We start from the raw sequence: 15,029 nt of genomic DNA on the forward strand, positions 1-15,029 counted from the left end.
ACCGCCGGCCCGCGAACGTCAGTTGACCTGGAGCTGGCCACCGCGGCCGAGGCCGCCCTTGACGTCCTGCGCCTTGTAGCTGCGCAGCGCAACGACCATCTTGTTGTACGCGTCGATGAACGCGACGACGGTCGCCTTGCCTTCCGGCGTCGACGAGAAGCCGGCGAGCGCGCCGCCCACGCCGCCGCCGAAGCCGCCCAGCGCCGCGCCGTAGTTGGTCGCCGTCGAGCTGCCTTCCGACGCCGCGATCTGCACGGCCGAGCGCACGTCGAACAGCGTCAGTGTGACGACCGATGCCTTCGTCTGCAGGTGGCCGGCCACCGCCGCGACCGCGCTGTTGCCGATCAGCCCGCCGATCATGCTGCCGATGCCGCCGATCGGCGAATCGTTGATGACGATCTGCGGTTCCATGTAATAGTCGGCCGCGACACGCTGGCCCTTCTGCTGCTTCGAGCCCGCACGGTATTCGCCCGAGTTGCGCTGCAACTGCGTGATGCGCGACAGGCGCGCGTCGCTCTTCTGGTTGCCGATCGACGTGATCACGAAGCAGTTCGACTGCTGCACGGCCAGGCGCAGCAGCGGGTCGATCGTCGTCATCTTGGTCGCGCTGCCGAACGGGCCCCACCAGTCGGCGTTGCGGCCGTCGTCGACGGCGATCGTGCCCAGCGGCGACGGGCAGCGCTGCAGCTGCGAATCGGCGCCGGCGCTCGCGCCGCCCGCGGCGGCACCGGTCACGCCCGCGTTCTGGCCGCCGGGCGTCACCACGCCGCCGCAGCCTGCCACGGACGCGCAAAGCGCTGCCACCAGCGCACCTTGAGTGAGACGTTGGGAAAGGTTGGTCTTCATGTCGTTGTCGATCGATTTAGAGTCGTTGTTCGGCTTATGTGTTCGTGCGAACTTCGATAAGCCCCCCGGCTGGCGCGCGATGGTGGTCTCCCCGCTGCTGCCCCCGTTGCTTCAGGCCCGGTCAGTAGTACCAGTACGTCTGCTGCCAGACGCCGTAGTACGGATAGCCCGAGTACCAGTAGCCGTAATAGCGGTCACGCCATTCCGTGCGCCATTTCCAGTCTTCTTCGTCTTCCTTCTTGGCCTTGCGCGCCAGATCGAGCAGCTTCTTCGACTCCTTGTCGCCGCGGCCGGCCGCGATCGACAGCCACTTCTCCGCTTCGCGCGCATCGGAGCCCATTTCCTCGAGGCCGAACAGGTAGAAACTGCCGAGCGCCTTCTGCGCCTGCAGGTCGCCACGCTCGGCGGCCTCGCGCATCCACTTGAGTGCCTGGTAGCTGTCCTGGCGCACGCCGTCACCGCGGAAATAGCGCAGGCCGAGGTCGTAGGCGGCCTTCGGCTGGGTCTTCGCGGTCTGCTTCAGCGCAGCGATGCGCGGGCTTTCCTGGTCTTCCGAATCGCCCCTCTTTTGATAGGAGACCTGATCTTTAGGACGATCGGAACAGCCGGTGTCGTCGCAGATCCGCACCGTGTTGCTGGTGAGGGACGGATCCTGCGCGCACGCGGCCAATAGCAACAGCAGCCCCGGTGCGATCAAACGGCGGTACATTGTTACTTTCCTCAGGTTTTATTGGCGCCGCAATTCTTCGAGCTATCCCACCCCCGCGAGCTCGCACCCGGCGGCGCGCGGCGCAACGGATACCATCCGCCGACGCCGACACGCACTCCAAGGCTCTCTCAGGTTCTCTCTTCGAATCGTTCCGTCACTGCTTTCTTGCTGTCGCTTTTCGCTGTTCCGGCTGGGGCCGGTATCGATCTCCAAACATGACGCGACAAACAATAGTGACGTGGTGAGCAATAATAATGAAGAAAAAAGGCATGTCAAGGTCATTCGCTTTTTCAAAGCTTGCATGACACGTCAGTTTTGATATGCTCACCCTCGCCAAAAACCCCTGGAGACCCCATCGAGATGTCCAACAGCGAGCAGGCCAACGTCGATCTGATCACCGCCAACAAGGTGCGCGACCTACTGAACCGGAACGGGATTCCGCCGCGAAGTCACAACACGACGATCGCGAACGTGCTCGGCCTGAGCTTCTCGGTCGTCACGCGTAAGATGAAAGGCCTGATCCCGTGGAACCTGTCGCAGTTGCAGGACATCGCGACGCACTTCGGCGTGCCGCCCGCGATCCTGCTCGACGACAAGGGCACGCAGCCGCCCGCCGCCGAGATGATCGACGCGACGCTCGTGATCGAGTCGCGGCGCTTTCGCTGCCGCGCCGCGATCTCGACCAAGGCCAGCAGCCAGAGCGAGACGGATTTCGTCGCGCTGCAGTGGCAGGGCGAATGGCTGATCACCGAGCGTCAGCACGCGCGCGAGGGCCGCACGTATCCGGTCGACGTCATCGAGCTGCGCTCGGCCCAACCGAACGTGTATGCGGCGCGCATCGCCGTGGTCGACGATTCGCAGGATGTCGCCGAAACGGTATGTGAATATTTCATCGAAAAAGGCGTGAACGCGATTCCGTACTTCGACGGCGCGGCGTTCCGCAAGGCACTGGAGGTGGAGGATTTCGACGGCTACATCCTCGACTGGATGCTCGGCGACCAGACCGCCGCCGAACTCGTGCGCGGCATCCGCTCGAGCGAGAACAGCGGCGCGCCGATCTTCCTGCTGACCGGCAAGATCTCGACCGGCGAAGCCAGCGAGGACGAGATCGCGCATATCGTGTCGCACTACAACGCGCGCTGCGAGGAAAAGCCGGTGCGCCTGCCGATCCTGTTCGCCGAAGTGGCGCGCGAACTGAAGATCACGCTGCCGGCAGCCACCGCCGCCGCCGCGAACTGAGACCACGACGACACATCACCACCGCACGACCGAGGGCAACCCATGCGAATCTCGACCATCTGGACCAAGCGCCTGCTGACGGCCTGCCTGCTCGGCATGGCCGCCGCGACCTGGGCCGCTTCGTCGTTCACGTTCACCGTCGACGGCAAGATCGACAAGCACAACCAGCAAGGCAAGACGGCGTACGTGTTTTCCGAGCAGGCGCTGATGGCGCTGCCGCAGCACACGATCGTCACGTCGACCAGCTGGACGCCGAAAGCGGCCTTCACCGGCCCGCGCCTGTCCGACATCCTGAAGACCGTCGGCGCGCACGGCACGCAGATCGAGTTCCGCTGCATCGACGAGTACACGTTCACGATTCCGGTGTCCGACGCCGATCGCTACGGCGTGATCCTCGCGCGGACGATGAACGGCAAGGTGCTCGGCAACGACAACTACGGCCCGCTGTGGATCATGTACCCGCGCGACCAGTATCCCGATGAACTGAAGACGCCGCTCGGCGAAGCCAAGTTCGCGTGGCAGATCATCGGCCTGACGGTGAAATGAAACGCCGGCGATGGAAAAATAGAAAAATCATCCTGGTCCTCGGCACGCTGTGGATCATGGGGTTCGCCGCGTGGGCGTTCCTGCTGTGGGACCTCCTCGCCACCTCGGTCAACGAGGGCGTGCTCGAAGGGCCGCGCGAAGGCGTGTTCTGGACCGCCGCGCAATACCGCAACGTCTATACGCGGTTCGACCGGCAACTGATCCTCTACGCGACGCACCAGGACGACGACTTCAATCACGTGCAGATGCAGCTCGACAGTCTGTCGGTGTCGTTCGGTTTTCTGCAGCGGCCGTCGGAGGTATCCGAATACTGGCTGCGCATCCCGCGCGCGCGCAACGAGATCGACGCGCTCGGCGAATTCATGACGCGCCTGAAGCGCGAAGTCCCGTTGCTGCGCGATTCGCCGCAAAGCGCGCAGCAGGTCATCGACGAGGTCAATGCGTACTGGCCGAAGGTCAACGGCCTCGCGAACTATTTCCGCGCGATCGAGATGGCGCAGCGCGACTTCACGTTCCATCAGCTGAAGGAAAAGCAGCGTGCGATCCTGATCCTCGGCATCGTGCTCGGCGTGATCCTGTGCGCGCTGTTCCTGCTGCTGTTCTATACGATGCGCACGCGTGACGACCTGCTCGAGCGGCAGGACGCGGCGCTCGACGCGGAACGCAAGGCGTCCGACCGCGCGTTCGAAATGATCGAGGCAAAGAACGCGTTCCTCGGGATGGTCAGCCACGAGTTGCGCACGCCGCTGCAGGCGATCTGCGGATCGGTCGAGATCCTGCTCGCGCGCCCTCAGTCGGAGGCGAACCTGAAGACGATCCGGCGGCTGCAGAATTCCGCGTTGTCGCTCGAGGCGCTCGTCAAGGATCTGACCGACTACATCAAGCTGCGCTCGACGAAGCGCCTCGCCGAACGGGAAACCGTCGGCATGGCGTCGCTGCTCGCCGAGGTGCTCGACCCGTTGCGCGAGAAGATCGCGGCCAAGCGGATCGCGATCGCGCAGCAGGTCGAGCCGCACGACCTCACGATCCGTTCGGATCGCAAGCTGCTGCGCCAGGTGCTGTCGAACCTGATCGAGAACTCGGTCAAGTACACGCTCGGCGGGTCGATCGACGTGTCGATCACACTCGCCGACGCGCCGGCCGGCCAGCAATTGAAGATCGCGGTGCGCGACACGGGCACCGGCATCGCGAAGTCGCACCTGTCGAAGATCTTCGAGCCGTTCTATCGCGCGAACGACGCGGTCGGGCTGCATGTGGACGGGATCGGCATGGGGCTCGCCGTCGTGCGCGAAATCGTGACGACGCTGCGCGGGCATGTGGACGTGCGCAGCGTCGTGGGCGAAGGCAGCGAGTTCGTCGTGACGCTGCCGGCCGAAGTGCCCGGCATCGACACCGCCGGCCACGCGGCCGGCGACGCGCTCGCGCTGCCGCACGCATCCGTGCACCGCGACTGGCGCGCGCTGGTGGTCGACGACGACGACAACGCGCGCGAAACGCTCGGTGCGATGCTGTCGGCGCTCGGCATCGACGCCGAGCTGTGCGGCAACGGGCAGGAAGGCGTCGCGCGCTTCGGCACGGGCCATTACGACATCGTCGTGATCGATCTCGAACTGCCGGACTTGAGCGGCTTCGAAGTCGCGCGGCGCATTCGCACGGTCGCGGTACCCGACGACCACGGCCGGCATCCGGCGATCCTCGGCGTCAGCGCATATGAATCGGCTGCGCTGCGCGAGAACAAGCAGGTATTCGACGCATTCTTGCCGAAGCCCGTCCACCTGCGCGAACTCGGCGCGCTCGTCGAGAAGCTGCTCGCCTGAGCCGGTGTGCCGGCGATGCGCCGCTTGTTGCCGCTTGTTGCGCTGGTTGCCGCTTACTCGCCGATCAGGTGCAGCACGATGTCGCGGCGGTGCGCCGCGCGGCGATGCTCGAACAGGTAAATCCCCTGCCACGTGCCGAGCACCATGCGCCCCTGCTCGACCGGAATCGACAATTGCACCTGCGTGAGCGCCGTGCGCAGATGCGCCGGCATGTCGTCGGTGCCTTCGGTGTCGTGCTCGTAGCGCGTGGCGTCCTCGGGCGCGAGCGTCGCGAAGTAGCGCTCGATGTCGCGCTGCACCGACGCATCGGCATTCTCCTGGATCAGCAGCGACGCCGAGGTATGGCGACAGAATACGGTGAGCAGGCCGGTACCGATGGCCTGCTGGTCGACGAACGCGCGCACCTGCGACGTGAATTCGACGAGGCCGCTGCCGCGCGTGTCGATACCGATATGCGTGATCGCCTGTTGCATCGTCGTGACCTCAGGCCAGCGCGGCGAAGCCGTCGGCTTCGATCTGCTTCGCGTCGGCGGGGCGCACGACGCGCGCGACTTCGACACCATCGCGCAGGAACACCAGGGTGGGCCACAGCTTCACGCCGAACGAGCGGCCGAGCGGGCGGCCCGGGCCATCCTCGATCTTCAGGTGCCGCACGGCGGGATGCGCGGAAAACGACGCGACGATCGCCGGTTGCGCGCCCGCGCAGATCCCGCACCAGTTCGCGCCGAATTCGATGACGGTCGGGCCGCCCAGTGCGTCGACTTCCGCGCGTGTCGGCGCGTTGGCGGTGTAGCGTTGCTCGGTATCCATCAGGCCCTCGTGTGCGTTGGCGGAACAGGGCCGCGCGTGCCCGTGTGACGCGGCGGGCGCGGCCTGCGATCTCTTACTGTAGCGGAAAAGCGCGCGCGATGCCGGGCGCTCCTGCCCGGCGCAAATGCCATTCCTGCCGCTCCGGAATGACACGACAAGAATCGGAGCGCCACGCCGTCGCGACAGGATCAGCATGCGGACTGATCCCTCAACGAAGGCACCGATCATGAACGCTCCGCATTGCGTCACCGAACCGAACATCCTCTATTTCGGCACGCCCGTCGTGCTGGTCAGCACGCTGAACGAAGACGGCACGGCCAATCTCGCGCCGATCTCGTCCGCGTTCTGGCTCGGCTGGCGCGGCGTGATCGGCATCGCCGCCAGTTCGCAGACCACCCGCAACCTGCTGCGCTCCGGCGAGTGCGTACTGAACCTGCCGTCGTCGGCACAGGCGCACGCGGTCGACCGGATCGCGCGCACGACGGGCACCTACCCGGTGCCGGACGGCAAGCGCGCGAAGGGCTACGTGTACGAACCCGACAAGTTCGGCACGGCCGGGCTCACCGAGGCGGTCTCGCAAACCGTCGCGCCGCCGCGCGCGCTCGAATGCCCGGTGCATATGGAAGCGGTCGTCGCGGCCACGCACGGGATCGGTGAGGAAACGCCCGACGTGCGTGGCCACATCCGCGTGTTCGAGTTGCGCATCCAGCGCGTGCACGTGCATCCCGACCTGCTGATGGATGGGCATGCGGACCGCATCGATCCGGACAAGTGGTCGCCGCTGATCATGAGTTTCCAGAAGTTCTACGGCCTTACGCCGCATCAGGTGCATGCATCGCGGCTGGCCGAGATTCCCGAGCGCGCGTATCGCAGCCCCGATATCGAGCGCTCGCGCGACGCGGGCGTGACGGCCGGCGCGGGGCGTTAGTGGCGTGGAGCACAATGGCCGGCACGTTGGGGCAACGACCGCGTATGCCTGAACCGCATCGTTGCCGCCGGACGATGGCGCGGCGCTGGCGTGGCGCACGGCCGGCGCGCAGAGGCCGATCGGATAAGATACGGCCGGCCATGCTCATTGGCCCCTGACCGAACCGACGGAGTGTTTTCAGTGATTCAACCGACCCCAGTATTCAAGGACAACCTCGCGCAACTGCCGGCCATCGACGGCGTCGCGCACATCGATCTCGTCGGCGCGAACGGCGACGTGGTCGCGACCATCGAGAACCAGCCGGGTAAGCAAGGCTCGCTCGCGGTGTACCACTACCTGAAGCAGGCATTCGGCACGCTCGACGCGAAAGCGGCCGAGCACGGCCTCGCGGTGTTCGCCGAACATACGGCCGACGCACGCAACCGCCCGGGCGCGCATCCGAACGTCGATCGCCTGCTGGCGATCGTCGACGGCGGCGAAGCGCTGCGGATCGACGTCGTCGCGAAGGGCTGAGGCGTCGGCGGCACGCGGGTACGCTGCCGGCCGGTGCGCGCGATCGTGACACGCGGGCGAAAACCCGCGATCATCGCGCCCGTATCCCTTTTTCCGGAGACAGCCTGCGTGTGCCGTTTCGTTGCGTTGCAGTTTGCCCGCCGCCTTGCTTCGATCGTTTCGATCGCGGCCGTTGCATGTGCCGCGTTCGGCGGCACGGCATCGGCCGAAACGCTGCGTACGACCTCCGATATCTCGGGCGCGTCACTGGTACCGCTCGGCGTGCTGCCGCACTCGCCGGAGAACGGTTCGCTCGCCCCGTTCTGCACGCAATACCGCGCAAAGACGACCACCGCGGCCGGCCGCGAAGTCGCGAAACGCGACTGGATCGTGACTTCAGAAGCACCGCTCGGCCGCTACACGGCCGTCACGTTCGCGAGCGGATTCAGCGCCGGCACGAGCGCGATCTGTTTCGCACGCAACGGGAACGTCGGCGTGTTCGACGGCACGACGCTCGTCGCGCTCGGCTACACGGCGCGCAAGGCGGGCTGGCAACTCGGCACGGCCGATCGGCTGGAAAGCGGCGCGCTGCTGGTCTGGGGCGGCGACGGCCCGGCGCCGCCCGTCGGCGAACTTCACGAAGAGAACGGCGGCCTGCGCCTGACCCGCGTCGCTGCTGAAAGCGCTTACTGCCAGGGCCGCGCGGTCGTGCCCAACGTGTACGGCAAGCCGCTCGACGTCGCGCGCCGCATCCTGATCGCGAAAGGCTGGCAACCGCTGCGCCCGCGCGAGAAGCCGGATGCGATGGACGGCGCGGCGACGCTCGCGAAGAACGGCATCATCGAAGCCGAAGCCTGTTCGGGCACCGGCATGGGCTATTGCGCGCTGCGCTACCGGAGTGCGGCCGGCGTGCTCGGCGTGACGACGGTCGGCGGCGAGCCGGACAAGCCGTCGGCAAACACCGTGATCGATTATCAGGTGGCCTGCCGCAAGCCTTGAGCCGTGCGGCGATCGCGCACGCAACGCGCTGCATGGGCGTATGCCGTTGATGCAGCGTCGGGCACGATCGGCGTGCCGCAGGCAGCGCATCTGGGTTGACGATCGGCCTCGACGGCCCGCCAGACCATCGTCCGTTCGTTCGATTGACCCACCTCGCGCGCCCTCCTAAACTGACCTCCCTTTTACGCTTCATCTACAAAAGGGACGCCCATGATCGACCTCTCCACGCTCGCGCTGTTCTCCGGCACGTGTCTCGCGCTGACCGCCACGCCGGGCCCCGACATGCTGCTGATCGCGTCCCGCAGCGTGAGCCAGGGCCGCCGTGCCGGCTTCGCGACACTCGCGGGCATCCAGGCCGGCACCTACTGCCACGCGCTGGCGGCCGCGCTCGGGCTGTCGCAGCTGTTCGTCGCGGTGCCGCTCGCCTATGACGTCGTGCGCTTCGCGGGCGCGGCCTATCTGCTGTATCTCGCGTGGAAGACGTTCCGTTCGGATGCGACCGCGCTGTCGCCCGTCGCGTCGCCGCGTCGCCACTCGAGCGCGGCGATTTTCCGCCAGGGGCTGACGACGAACCTGCTGAACCCGAAGATGGCGCTGTTCGTGCTCGCACTGTTTCCGCAATTCGTGCGGCCCGAACACGGTTCGATCGCCGTGCAGATTCTCGTGCTCGCGACGGTGCTGAACCTGATCGGCCTCATCGTGAACGGCGCGGTCATTCTGTCCGCGAGCCGGCTGAGCCAGCGGATCGGCGCGCGCCGCCGCCCGTCGAAGGTGCCGCAGTATCTGCTCGGGTCGGTGTTCGTGGGGCTGGCGGCGCGGTTGGCGGTGGCGGGGCGGCAGTAGTCGTGAACCTGCCGGCAAATCACGCCGGTGCAATCGAATTGATGAGGTTTGATATGGGAACGTATGAAGATCTGCGCAAACGCGCATTGTCCGACCCCGAGTTGCGTGCTGAATACGATCGACTGAACCGCGAGGAATTTGCAACGCTCGACGTAACGCTTGCTGCTCGTCGAGCAGCCGGCGTAACGCCGACCGATATCGTGGAAGGCACGGAAACGAGCGCGCCCACTGTGGAGTAACACCGGCTCGCGTTCGTGGCGAGCCGGCGTGCGCCAACACTCGATACGCCGCTCAAGCAGGCATCGGGCGGTGACAAAAGGTTCGTGATCGCGCTCGCTTGAGTCAGACGCTGTCCGGATCGTCACCTTCGGACACGTTCTCAACGTGCTTGCGCGTATCCGCCACCACCCGCAACGCCCCGCTCCCCAGCAAACTCGCCGGCGTCACCGTGCGGCGGCGCCACGGAATCCGGCCGAAGTACCAGATCCGCCAGAAGCCGAGCGGATGATCGGGATTCCGGCGCAGCAGCATGTCGAAGGTCTCGACGTCGCCGAGCACGATCCGCGTCGCATCGCGCACGACTTCGCGCACGAACCGCGAGCAAAACTGCCTGCGCGACGCAAGATTGAACCCCGTGTCGTAGACCACGCCGATCCGGCGCATCGCCGCGTCAACAAGCCGGCGCCGCTGCGCGGCATCGAGCGGCTGCTTCAGCCGCGCGATCACGCACGCGCCGCGATCGGAGCGCGCAAGAAACCGCGACATCGTCGTGACGCGCGATAGCGGAAACGTGCTCTCCGCAATCAACGGCTCGCCGCCGCGCTCGCCGACCACGATCCCGACGTGATTCGTCCACGACCGCGTCGCGCTCGCCACTTCGAGAAACGGCCGCACGGTCACGCGGATGAAGACGATGTCGCCGATCTCCGGCTCGATCGGCCACCGCATGTCATGCGGATCGTGTGAACCCACGGAGAAGAGACGCCGCCGGCCCGCTTCGGGCGAACGGATCATGAGCGGCCGGCAGCCGGTATCGACAACCATACGGACCTCGCGCGAGTGGGGATGGCGCGAGCATGTCAGCAGCAGCCGCGCACCGCACCCGCTTCTTGCGCAAGGGCGGGTATCCGCGCCGCCGGGTGGCGAATTTCGATACCGGTGCGCAAACGCCGCGCGGCCTTCAGCGGGTCGCGCCCAGCGCCACGCGCAGCCGCTCCATCAACTGCGTGTAGTACCGCAGCACGTCGTCCTTCGGCACGACATTCGCGGTCGCGAAACGGTCCGACCACGCCGGCTTCCATTCATACGAGCCGTGCACGCTGCGATCGCCGTCGGGCGCCTGGACCAGCGAACGGATCCGCGCATCGCGGCCCGGGCCCGTATGCACGTCGAACAGCGCGTGGATGTACGTGTGATACGCGTCGTACACGTCGTCGTCGAACAGGTAGCGGTAGATATGGAACGTGCGGTCGAGGTCACGCTTCGCGCGGATCACGTCGTCCGGCGAAATGTCCTTCCAGTAGCCGATCCACGTGTAGAAGCACAGCAGCGCATTGAGCTGCGGCGCGACCGCGTCGTACAGCGCGAGCCGCTTCTCGATCAATCGCTGGTTGGTCCACTGCACGAGTTCGAGCCGCTTCAGCCGGCGTGCGACGAGCCAGCCGAGACACGCGACCGACAACGGCGTCAGCACGCCCAGCACGAGCTTGACGATTTCCAGCGAATTCCACGGTGTGTTGATTGGCTGCATGAATGGCCCGACAAGAAGAAACGCATTCGCATCCGCGCACGACCCGGCGCGCAGCGCCGCCCGCCCGATCACGCCGACATCGACCGTTAGTTGCTTGCGCATCGAACGTCGCGCAATTGCCCGGGCAACCGGTTCGAAGCGGCGTGATTCGTCAGTCTATCGGACGATTGTCACCGAGCCGTGACCGTTCGTCGACCCGTCGTCGTCGCGTGGCCACGCCCTTGCGTCATGCTAGGTCGGTAGCGCCGACGTGAGCTTGACCTTCTGCATCGGGATGTCGGTCTTCACGCTCAGCACACCCGGAATGCGCGTGAGGGTTTCCATCTGGAAGCGCCGGTAATCGTCGATGTCGGCCGCGACGACGCGCAGCAGGAAATCACAGTCGCCCGCCATCAGGTGGCATTCGACGACTTCCGGCATCTGCTGGACGGCCTCGGCGAAACGGTTCACCGATTCCGCGTCCTGCCCCTTCAGCCACACGCGCGTGAAGATCGTCAGCCCCTTGCCGACTTTCGCGGGATTCAGCACGGCCACGTATTTCTCGATCACGCCGGCTTCCTCGAGGAGCCGCACGCGCCGCAGGCACGGCGACGGCGACAGCCCGACCTCGTGCGCGAGCTCCACGTTCTGCATGCGGCCGTCGCGCTGGAGCGCGCTCAGGATCCGGCGGTCGATGGCGTCAAGTTTCATTGGCATCCGATTCCAAAAAATTTTCAAATCACGCGTTCAATGCCAAATTCTGAGAAAAATCTGGCCACAACGCAACCCGATTCGAGTCAAAAAAGCAGACAATTCCTCCCCCGAAGGAGGAGTAATGAGCAGTAGCGTTTCAACGTCGTCAGGGCTTCGCGACAAGCCCGCCTATGTCGCCGAGATGGGCCGCGGATTGCGCGCGGCGCTGCCCGTCATGCTGGGTTTCGTGCCGTTCGCGCTCGTGCTGGGTGCGCAGGCCGCGCAAAAAGGGCTGAGCCTGTTCGAAGTGCCGATGATGACCGGCATGAACTTCGGCGGCGGCTCCGAATTCGCGGCGATCCATCTGTGGTCATCGCCGCCGCACATCGCGCTGATCGTCGCGATGTCGTTCCTCGTGAATTCGCGCCACATCCTGATGGGCGCCGCATTCGAGCCGTATATCCGCCGCCTGCCGCGCCGCCGCGCGTTCTTCGCGCTGTTCTTCATGTGCGACGAAAGCTGGGCGATGTCGCTCGCCGACGCCCGGGCCCGCTCGGCCACGCACATCAGCGTGCCCTATTACGCGGGCATCTGCATCGGGCTCTACCTGACGTGGATCTCGATGACCACGCTCGGCGCGGCCGTCGGCCCGACGATCGGCAACGTCGAGCAATATGGCTTCGACATGGCGTTCACGGCCGTGTTTCTGGTGCTGCTGCGCGGGATGTGGAAAGGGATGCGCGCGAGCCGCCCGTGGTTCGTGAGCCTCGTGGTCGCAGCGGCCACGCATCTGGCCGTGCCCGGCGCATGGTACGTCGCGGCCGGCGCCTGCGCGGGGCTGATTGCCGCGCTGCTGTGGGAGCCGCGCGATGCCTGAGCTTCCGGATTTCAGCACGGTCGCGACGATCGTGCTGATGGCGTCGACGACGTATCTGTCCCGCATCCTCGGCTACGTGCTGCTGCGCAACCGCACGCTGAGCCCGCGGATGGCGTCGGTGATGGAGAACGTGCCCGGCTGCGTGCTGATCTCGGTGATCGCGCCGGCCTTCGTGTCGACGCGCCCGGCCGACCTGCTCGCGCTGGCCATCACGCTGATCGCGGCGACGCGCCTGTCGATCCTGCCGACCGTCATCGTCGGCGTCGTGTCGGCCGGCCTGCTGCGGCACCTGCTCGGCTGAACGGTTCCGACCCGCCGCGCACGCCGCGGCACGGCCACCGACGAACGGGCGCGCGATGCGCCCGTTTTCACATCCTCGCCCTTCGCGCGACACGACGATCCTCACGCGGGAATGCTAGCCTTGTGGCTTGCGCCACGCTGCACTCCCCTCTCATCGCCCAACTCCGCGAGGATCGTCCCGATGCAAGAAACCCGCCCGCTGTTCGACCGCGTCCTGCTCACCAACGACGACGGAATCGACGCCCCCGGCCTTGACGTGCTCGAACAGGTCGCCACGCAACTGGCGCGCGAAGTGTGGATCGTCGCACCGGCGGAAGACCAGAGCGGCACGTCGCACTCGCTGAGCCTGCACGAGCCGCTGCGCGTGCATCGCAAGGGCGAACGCCGCTTCGCGGTGCGCGGCACGCCCGGCGATTGCGTCGCCATCGCGACCAGCCACCTGATGAAGGGCGCACGGCCCGACATCGTGCTGTCCGGCGTGAATCGCGGCGGGAACCTCGGCACCGAAACGGTGTTTTCCGGCACGGTGGGCGCCGCGATGACGAGCATGCTGGTCGGCGTGCCGGCCATCGCGCTGAGCCAGGCCTTCACCGATCGCAACGCGGTGCCGTGGGACACGGCACGCGCGCTTGCGCCGGACGTCATTCGCCGGCTCGTGGCCGCCGGCTGGGACAGCGACGCGTGCCTGAACGTGAATTTCCCGCCGCGGCCCGCGCAGGACGTGCGCGGCCTGAAGGTGACGAACCAGGGCGCCGGCACGCTGCAGGGCGTCGAGATCGTGTCGGGGCGTGACCCGCGCGACTTCGAGTATCACTGGCTGAAGCTCTCCCGCGCGCCGCGCGACGACGATGCGGATTCGGAAACGGTCGCGCTCGCCGAAGGGTATGTCGCCGTCACGCCGCTGAAGTTCGAGCGCACGCACGATCAGGCACTCGCGCAACTGCGGTCGCGCCTCGGCTGATCGCGTCGCTCGGCAAGCAAGCGGCCGCGGTAGTCGCGCGTGTGACACCTGCGCGCGGGTGCGCGGCCGCATCCGCCTTCGGCGCTTCGGCGCTTCGGTGCTTCGGTGCTTCGGTGCTTCGGTGCTTCGGTGCCTCGGCGCTTCGGCGCTTCGGCGCTTCGGTGCCTCGGTGCCTCGGTGCCTCGGTGCCTCGGTGCCTCGGTGCTTCGGCGCTTCACCGCTTCACGTCAGATTCATTCCCCCGTCGAGCATCACGATCTCGCCCGTCACATAGTCGGACGCGACGAGCATCGCGACCGTCTGCGCGATGTCGTCCGGTGTCGCCGCACGGCGCATCGGCGCGCGCTCGCGCCAGAGCTGCTGCGCGTCGGTCCAGTCGGCCGTGAGCGGCGTATCGACGAGCCCCGGCGCGACCGCATTGACGCGAATCGCCGGTGCGAGCGTTTTCGCGAGCAGCCGCGTCGTGTGATTGAGCGCCGCCTTCGCCGCCGCATACGGAATCGACGCGCCTTTCGGCCGCACGCCCGCATGCGAGCTGACGTTCACCACGCACCCGGCCCGCCCGTGCGACGCCGCCTCGCGCAGCGCAGCCTCCGCCTCGGCGACGAGCCGGAACGGCGCGATCACATTGATCTCGTGCATCTCGCGCCACACGTCGGGCGTCGCCGCAGCGAGATCGTCATGCGGAATCACGCGGCTGACGCCCGCATTGTTGACGAGCACGTCGAGCCGCCCATGCACGGCAACGGCCTCGCGGATCAACCGCACACGCTCGGTATCGTCCGCGAGATCGGCCTGCACATAAGCTCCGCCGAGTTCGCGCGCCATCGCACGTCCCACGTCGGCCGAGCGGCGCGAATGCAGGATCACCGCGTAGCCGTCCGCCGCCAGGCGGCGCGCGATCGCCGCGCCGATCCCCGACGTCGATCCGGTGACGAGCGCGACCGGCCGATGCACGCGCGACGCGCGCGGCTCGGCGACGGTTTCGGTTTCAGGTTCCGTTTCGGAAATCGGGGCAGACATCGGCGGGAGCGGCGCGTCCATATCGGGGAACCCTGTCAGTGGCGTTCCCGCATCATAAGCGCGACGACGCCCCATGACACGACCGTGACGGCGACCACCACCGGGATTGAATCGGTCAAGCCGAAGCGGCCGGCCGTCAGGTGCCGGATCCATTCGATGCCGAGCCGGAGCGGGACGAGCGATCTGCTGGCCGGGACGGAGACCATCGCCTGCTGTC

At 66.7% G+C, this 15,029-nt stretch carries 20 protein-coding genes; 11 read left to right on the forward strand and 9 right to left on the reverse strand.

Annotation, left to right across the window (positions count from 1 at the left end; genetic code table 11):
* Nucleotides 1-18 precede the first annotated feature (18 nt).
* Nucleotides 19-846 carry a hypothetical protein gene (locus tag G3N96_RS09125; RefSeq protein WP_124580549.1) on the reverse strand — a complete coding sequence of 276 codons (828 nt, stop codon included), beginning with the start codon at nucleotides 844-846 and terminating at the stop codon, nucleotides 19-21.
* 121 nt (nucleotides 847-967) lie between these two features.
* Nucleotides 968-1,555, reverse strand: coding sequence for an SEL1-like repeat protein (locus tag G3N96_RS09130; RefSeq protein WP_089457440.1), 588 nt, complete (start codon nucleotides 1,553-1,555; stop codon nucleotides 968-970).
* Between the two features lie 360 nt (nucleotides 1,556-1,915).
* Here G3N96_RS09130 and G3N96_RS09135 point away from each other — a divergent pair, with 360 nt between their 5' ends.
* The 3 genes from G3N96_RS09135 to atsR are packed head-to-tail and all read left to right on the forward strand — an operon-like array spanning nucleotide 1,916 to nucleotide 5,157.
* Entirely contained in the window at nucleotides 1,916-2,794 is an 879-nt protein-coding gene (locus G3N96_RS09135) for a helix-turn-helix domain-containing protein (protein ID WP_206137002.1), read from the forward strand.
* Nucleotides 2,795-2,836: 42 nt separating this feature from the next.
* Complete coding sequence (locus G3N96_RS09140; RefSeq protein WP_089446952.1) at nucleotides 2,837-3,340, forward strand: molybdopterin-dependent oxidoreductase; 504 nt, start codon at nucleotides 2,837-2,839, stop codon at nucleotides 3,338-3,340.
* Nucleotides 3,337-5,157 (forward strand): hybrid sensor histidine kinase/response regulator AtsR, encoded by a 1,821-nt coding sequence (gene atsR, locus G3N96_RS09145; protein ID WP_206137003.1) that lies wholly within the window; start codon nucleotides 3,337-3,339, stop codon nucleotides 5,155-5,157. Before G3N96_RS09140 ends, atsR begins: the two co-directional genes overlap by 4 nt.
* A 53-nt stretch (nucleotides 5,158-5,210) precedes the next feature.
* Here atsR and G3N96_RS09150 read toward each other — a convergent pair whose 3' ends face one another.
* Together G3N96_RS09150 and G3N96_RS09155 are read right to left on the reverse strand one after the other, a co-directional pair.
* Nucleotides 5,211-5,630 (reverse strand): secondary thiamine-phosphate synthase enzyme YjbQ, encoded by a 420-nt coding sequence (locus G3N96_RS09150; RefSeq protein ID WP_124580541.1) that lies wholly within the window; start codon nucleotides 5,628-5,630, stop codon nucleotides 5,211-5,213.
* A gap of 10 nt (nucleotides 5,631-5,640) precedes the next feature.
* Nucleotides 5,641-5,967, reverse strand: a complete 327-nt coding sequence (locus tag G3N96_RS09155) for a thioredoxin family protein (RefSeq protein ID WP_039369742.1) — start codon at nucleotides 5,965-5,967, stop codon at nucleotides 5,641-5,643.
* A gap of 226 nt (nucleotides 5,968-6,193) precedes the next feature.
* Between G3N96_RS09155 and G3N96_RS09160 the strand changes: the two genes are divergently transcribed.
* The 5 genes from G3N96_RS09160 to G3N96_RS39170 all read left to right on the forward strand — a co-directional run bounded on the left by G3N96_RS09160 (nucleotide 6,194) and on the right by G3N96_RS39170 (nucleotide 9,468).
* Nucleotides 6,194-6,895 carry a flavin reductase family protein gene (locus G3N96_RS09160; RefSeq protein WP_206137004.1) on the forward strand — a complete coding sequence of 234 codons (702 nt, stop codon included), beginning with the start codon at nucleotides 6,194-6,196 and terminating at the stop codon, nucleotides 6,893-6,895.
* Between the two features lie 180 nt (nucleotides 6,896-7,075).
* The gene (locus G3N96_RS09165) at nucleotides 7,076-7,408 is read left to right on the forward strand and encodes a DUF2322 family protein (RefSeq protein WP_206137005.1); all 333 of its coding nucleotides are present in this window, start codon (nucleotides 7,076-7,078) and stop codon (nucleotides 7,406-7,408) included.
* Nucleotides 7,409-7,516: 108 nt separating this feature from the next.
* Nucleotides 7,517-8,386: a hypothetical protein gene (locus tag G3N96_RS09170; protein WP_206137006.1), complete on the forward strand. Its 870-nt coding sequence runs from the start codon at nucleotides 7,517-7,519 to the stop codon at nucleotides 8,384-8,386.
* A gap of 210 nt (nucleotides 8,387-8,596) precedes the next feature.
* The gene (locus G3N96_RS09175) at nucleotides 8,597-9,229 is read left to right on the forward strand and encodes a LysE family translocator (RefSeq protein ID WP_206137007.1); all 633 of its coding nucleotides are present in this window, start codon (nucleotides 8,597-8,599) and stop codon (nucleotides 9,227-9,229) included.
* Nucleotides 9,230-9,231: 2 nt separating this feature from the next.
* Nucleotides 9,232-9,468, forward strand: a complete 237-nt coding sequence (locus tag G3N96_RS39170; protein WP_241022559.1) for a hypothetical protein — start codon at nucleotides 9,232-9,234, stop codon at nucleotides 9,466-9,468.
* Nucleotides 9,469-9,571: 103 nt separating this feature from the next.
* Here the strand turns inward: G3N96_RS39170 and G3N96_RS09185 are convergent, their stop codons facing one another.
* The 3 genes from G3N96_RS09185 to G3N96_RS09195 form a co-directional block, all read right to left on the reverse strand.
* Entirely contained in the window at nucleotides 9,572-10,273 is a 702-nt protein-coding gene (locus tag G3N96_RS09185) for a YebB family permuted papain-like enzyme (protein ID WP_206137008.1), read from the reverse strand.
* Between the two features lie 136 nt (nucleotides 10,274-10,409).
* The gene (locus tag G3N96_RS09190) at nucleotides 10,410-10,979 is read right to left on the reverse strand and encodes a hypothetical protein (protein WP_069252831.1); all 570 of its coding nucleotides are present in this window, start codon (nucleotides 10,977-10,979) and stop codon (nucleotides 10,410-10,412) included.
* A 231-nt stretch (nucleotides 10,980-11,210) separates the two neighbouring features.
* Nucleotides 11,211-11,669, reverse strand: coding sequence for an Lrp/AsnC family transcriptional regulator (locus G3N96_RS09195; RefSeq protein ID WP_012365188.1), 459 nt, complete (start codon nucleotides 11,667-11,669; stop codon nucleotides 11,211-11,213).
* 124 nt (nucleotides 11,670-11,793) lie between these two features.
* On the opposite strand from G3N96_RS09195, the gene G3N96_RS09200 reads away from it, so the two are divergent.
* The 3 genes from G3N96_RS09200 (at nucleotide 11,794) to surE (ending at nucleotide 13,789) form a co-directional block, all read left to right on the forward strand.
* The gene (locus G3N96_RS09200) at nucleotides 11,794-12,528 is read left to right on the forward strand and encodes an AzlC family ABC transporter permease (protein ID WP_206137009.1); all 735 of its coding nucleotides are present in this window, start codon (nucleotides 11,794-11,796) and stop codon (nucleotides 12,526-12,528) included.
* Entirely contained in the window at nucleotides 12,521-12,829 is a 309-nt protein-coding gene (locus G3N96_RS09205; RefSeq protein ID WP_175010822.1) for an AzlD family protein, read from the forward strand. The genes G3N96_RS09200 and G3N96_RS09205 overlap by 8 nt, the downstream gene beginning before the upstream one ends.
* 180 nt (nucleotides 12,830-13,009) lie before the next feature.
* Nucleotides 13,010-13,789 carry a 5'/3'-nucleotidase SurE gene (gene surE / locus G3N96_RS09210; protein WP_206137010.1) on the forward strand — a complete coding sequence of 260 codons (780 nt, stop codon included), beginning with the start codon at nucleotides 13,010-13,012 and terminating at the stop codon, nucleotides 13,787-13,789.
* Nucleotides 13,790-14,011: 222 nt separating this feature from the next.
* On the opposite strand, the gene G3N96_RS09215 is transcribed toward surE, so the two are convergent.
* Both G3N96_RS09215 and G3N96_RS09220 read right to left on the reverse strand, forming a co-directional pair.
* Nucleotides 14,012-14,833, reverse strand: coding sequence for an SDR family oxidoreductase (locus G3N96_RS09215; protein WP_206137011.1), 822 nt, complete (start codon nucleotides 14,831-14,833; stop codon nucleotides 14,012-14,014).
* A gap of 14 nt (nucleotides 14,834-14,847) precedes the next feature.
* A complete protein-coding gene (locus tag G3N96_RS09220; RefSeq protein ID WP_206137012.1) occupies nucleotides 14,848-15,018 on the reverse strand; it encodes a hypothetical protein in 171 nt (56 codons plus the stop codon).
* Nucleotides 15,019-15,029 lie beyond the last annotated feature (11 nt).

Source organism: Burkholderia sp. Se-20373, assembly GCF_017104705.1.
Classification (GTDB): domain Bacteria; phylum Pseudomonadota; class Gammaproteobacteria; order Burkholderiales; family Burkholderiaceae; genus Burkholderia.

Excerpts from the sequence above, each read along its gene's own strand:
- G3N96_RS09125 (WP_124580549.1), bottom strand. The coding sequence starts at position 846 with ATGAAGACCAACCTTTCCCAACGTCTCACTCAAGGTGCGCTGGTGGCA.
- G3N96_RS09130 (WP_089457440.1), bottom strand. The coding sequence starts at position 1,555 with ATGTACCGCCGTTTGATCGCACCGGGGCTGCTGTTGCTATTGGCCGCG.
- G3N96_RS09135 (WP_206137002.1), top strand. The coding sequence starts at position 1,916 with ATGTCCAACAGCGAGCAGGCCAACGTCGATCTGATCACCGCCAACAAG.
- G3N96_RS09140 (WP_089446952.1), top strand. The coding sequence starts at position 2,837 with ATGCGAATCTCGACCATCTGGACCAAGCGCCTGCTGACGGCCTGCCTG.
- atsR (WP_206137003.1), top strand. The coding sequence starts at position 3,337 with ATGAAACGCCGGCGATGGAAAAATAGAAAAATCATCCTGGTCCTCGGC.
- G3N96_RS09150 (WP_124580541.1), bottom strand. The coding sequence starts at position 5,630 with ATGCAACAGGCGATCACGCATATCGGTATCGACACGCGCGGCAGCGGC.
- G3N96_RS09155 (WP_039369742.1), bottom strand. The coding sequence starts at position 5,967 with ATGGATACCGAGCAACGCTACACCGCCAACGCGCCGACACGCGCGGAA.
- G3N96_RS09160 (WP_206137004.1), top strand. The coding sequence starts at position 6,194 with ATGAACGCTCCGCATTGCGTCACCGAACCGAACATCCTCTATTTCGGC.
- G3N96_RS09175 (WP_206137007.1), top strand. The coding sequence starts at position 8,597 with ATGATCGACCTCTCCACGCTCGCGCTGTTCTCCGGCACGTGTCTCGCG.
- G3N96_RS09185 (WP_206137008.1), bottom strand. The coding sequence starts at position 10,273 with ATGGTTGTCGATACCGGCTGCCGGCCGCTCATGATCCGTTCGCCCGAA.
- G3N96_RS09190 (WP_069252831.1), bottom strand. The coding sequence starts at position 10,979 with ATGCAGCCAATCAACACACCGTGGAATTCGCTGGAAATCGTCAAGCTC.
- G3N96_RS09195 (WP_012365188.1), bottom strand. The coding sequence starts at position 11,669 with ATGAAACTTGACGCCATCGACCGCCGGATCCTGAGCGCGCTCCAGCGC.
- G3N96_RS09200 (WP_206137009.1), top strand. The coding sequence starts at position 11,794 with ATGAGCAGTAGCGTTTCAACGTCGTCAGGGCTTCGCGACAAGCCCGCC.
- G3N96_RS09205 (WP_175010822.1), top strand. The coding sequence starts at position 12,521 with ATGCCTGAGCTTCCGGATTTCAGCACGGTCGCGACGATCGTGCTGATG.
- surE (WP_206137010.1), top strand. The coding sequence starts at position 13,010 with ATGCAAGAAACCCGCCCGCTGTTCGACCGCGTCCTGCTCACCAACGAC.
- G3N96_RS09215 (WP_206137011.1), bottom strand. The coding sequence starts at position 14,833 with ATGGACGCGCCGCTCCCGCCGATGTCTGCCCCGATTTCCGAAACGGAA.
- G3N96_RS09220 (WP_206137012.1), bottom strand. The coding sequence starts at position 15,018 with ATGGTCTCCGTCCCGGCCAGCAGATCGCTCGTCCCGCTCCGGCTCGGC.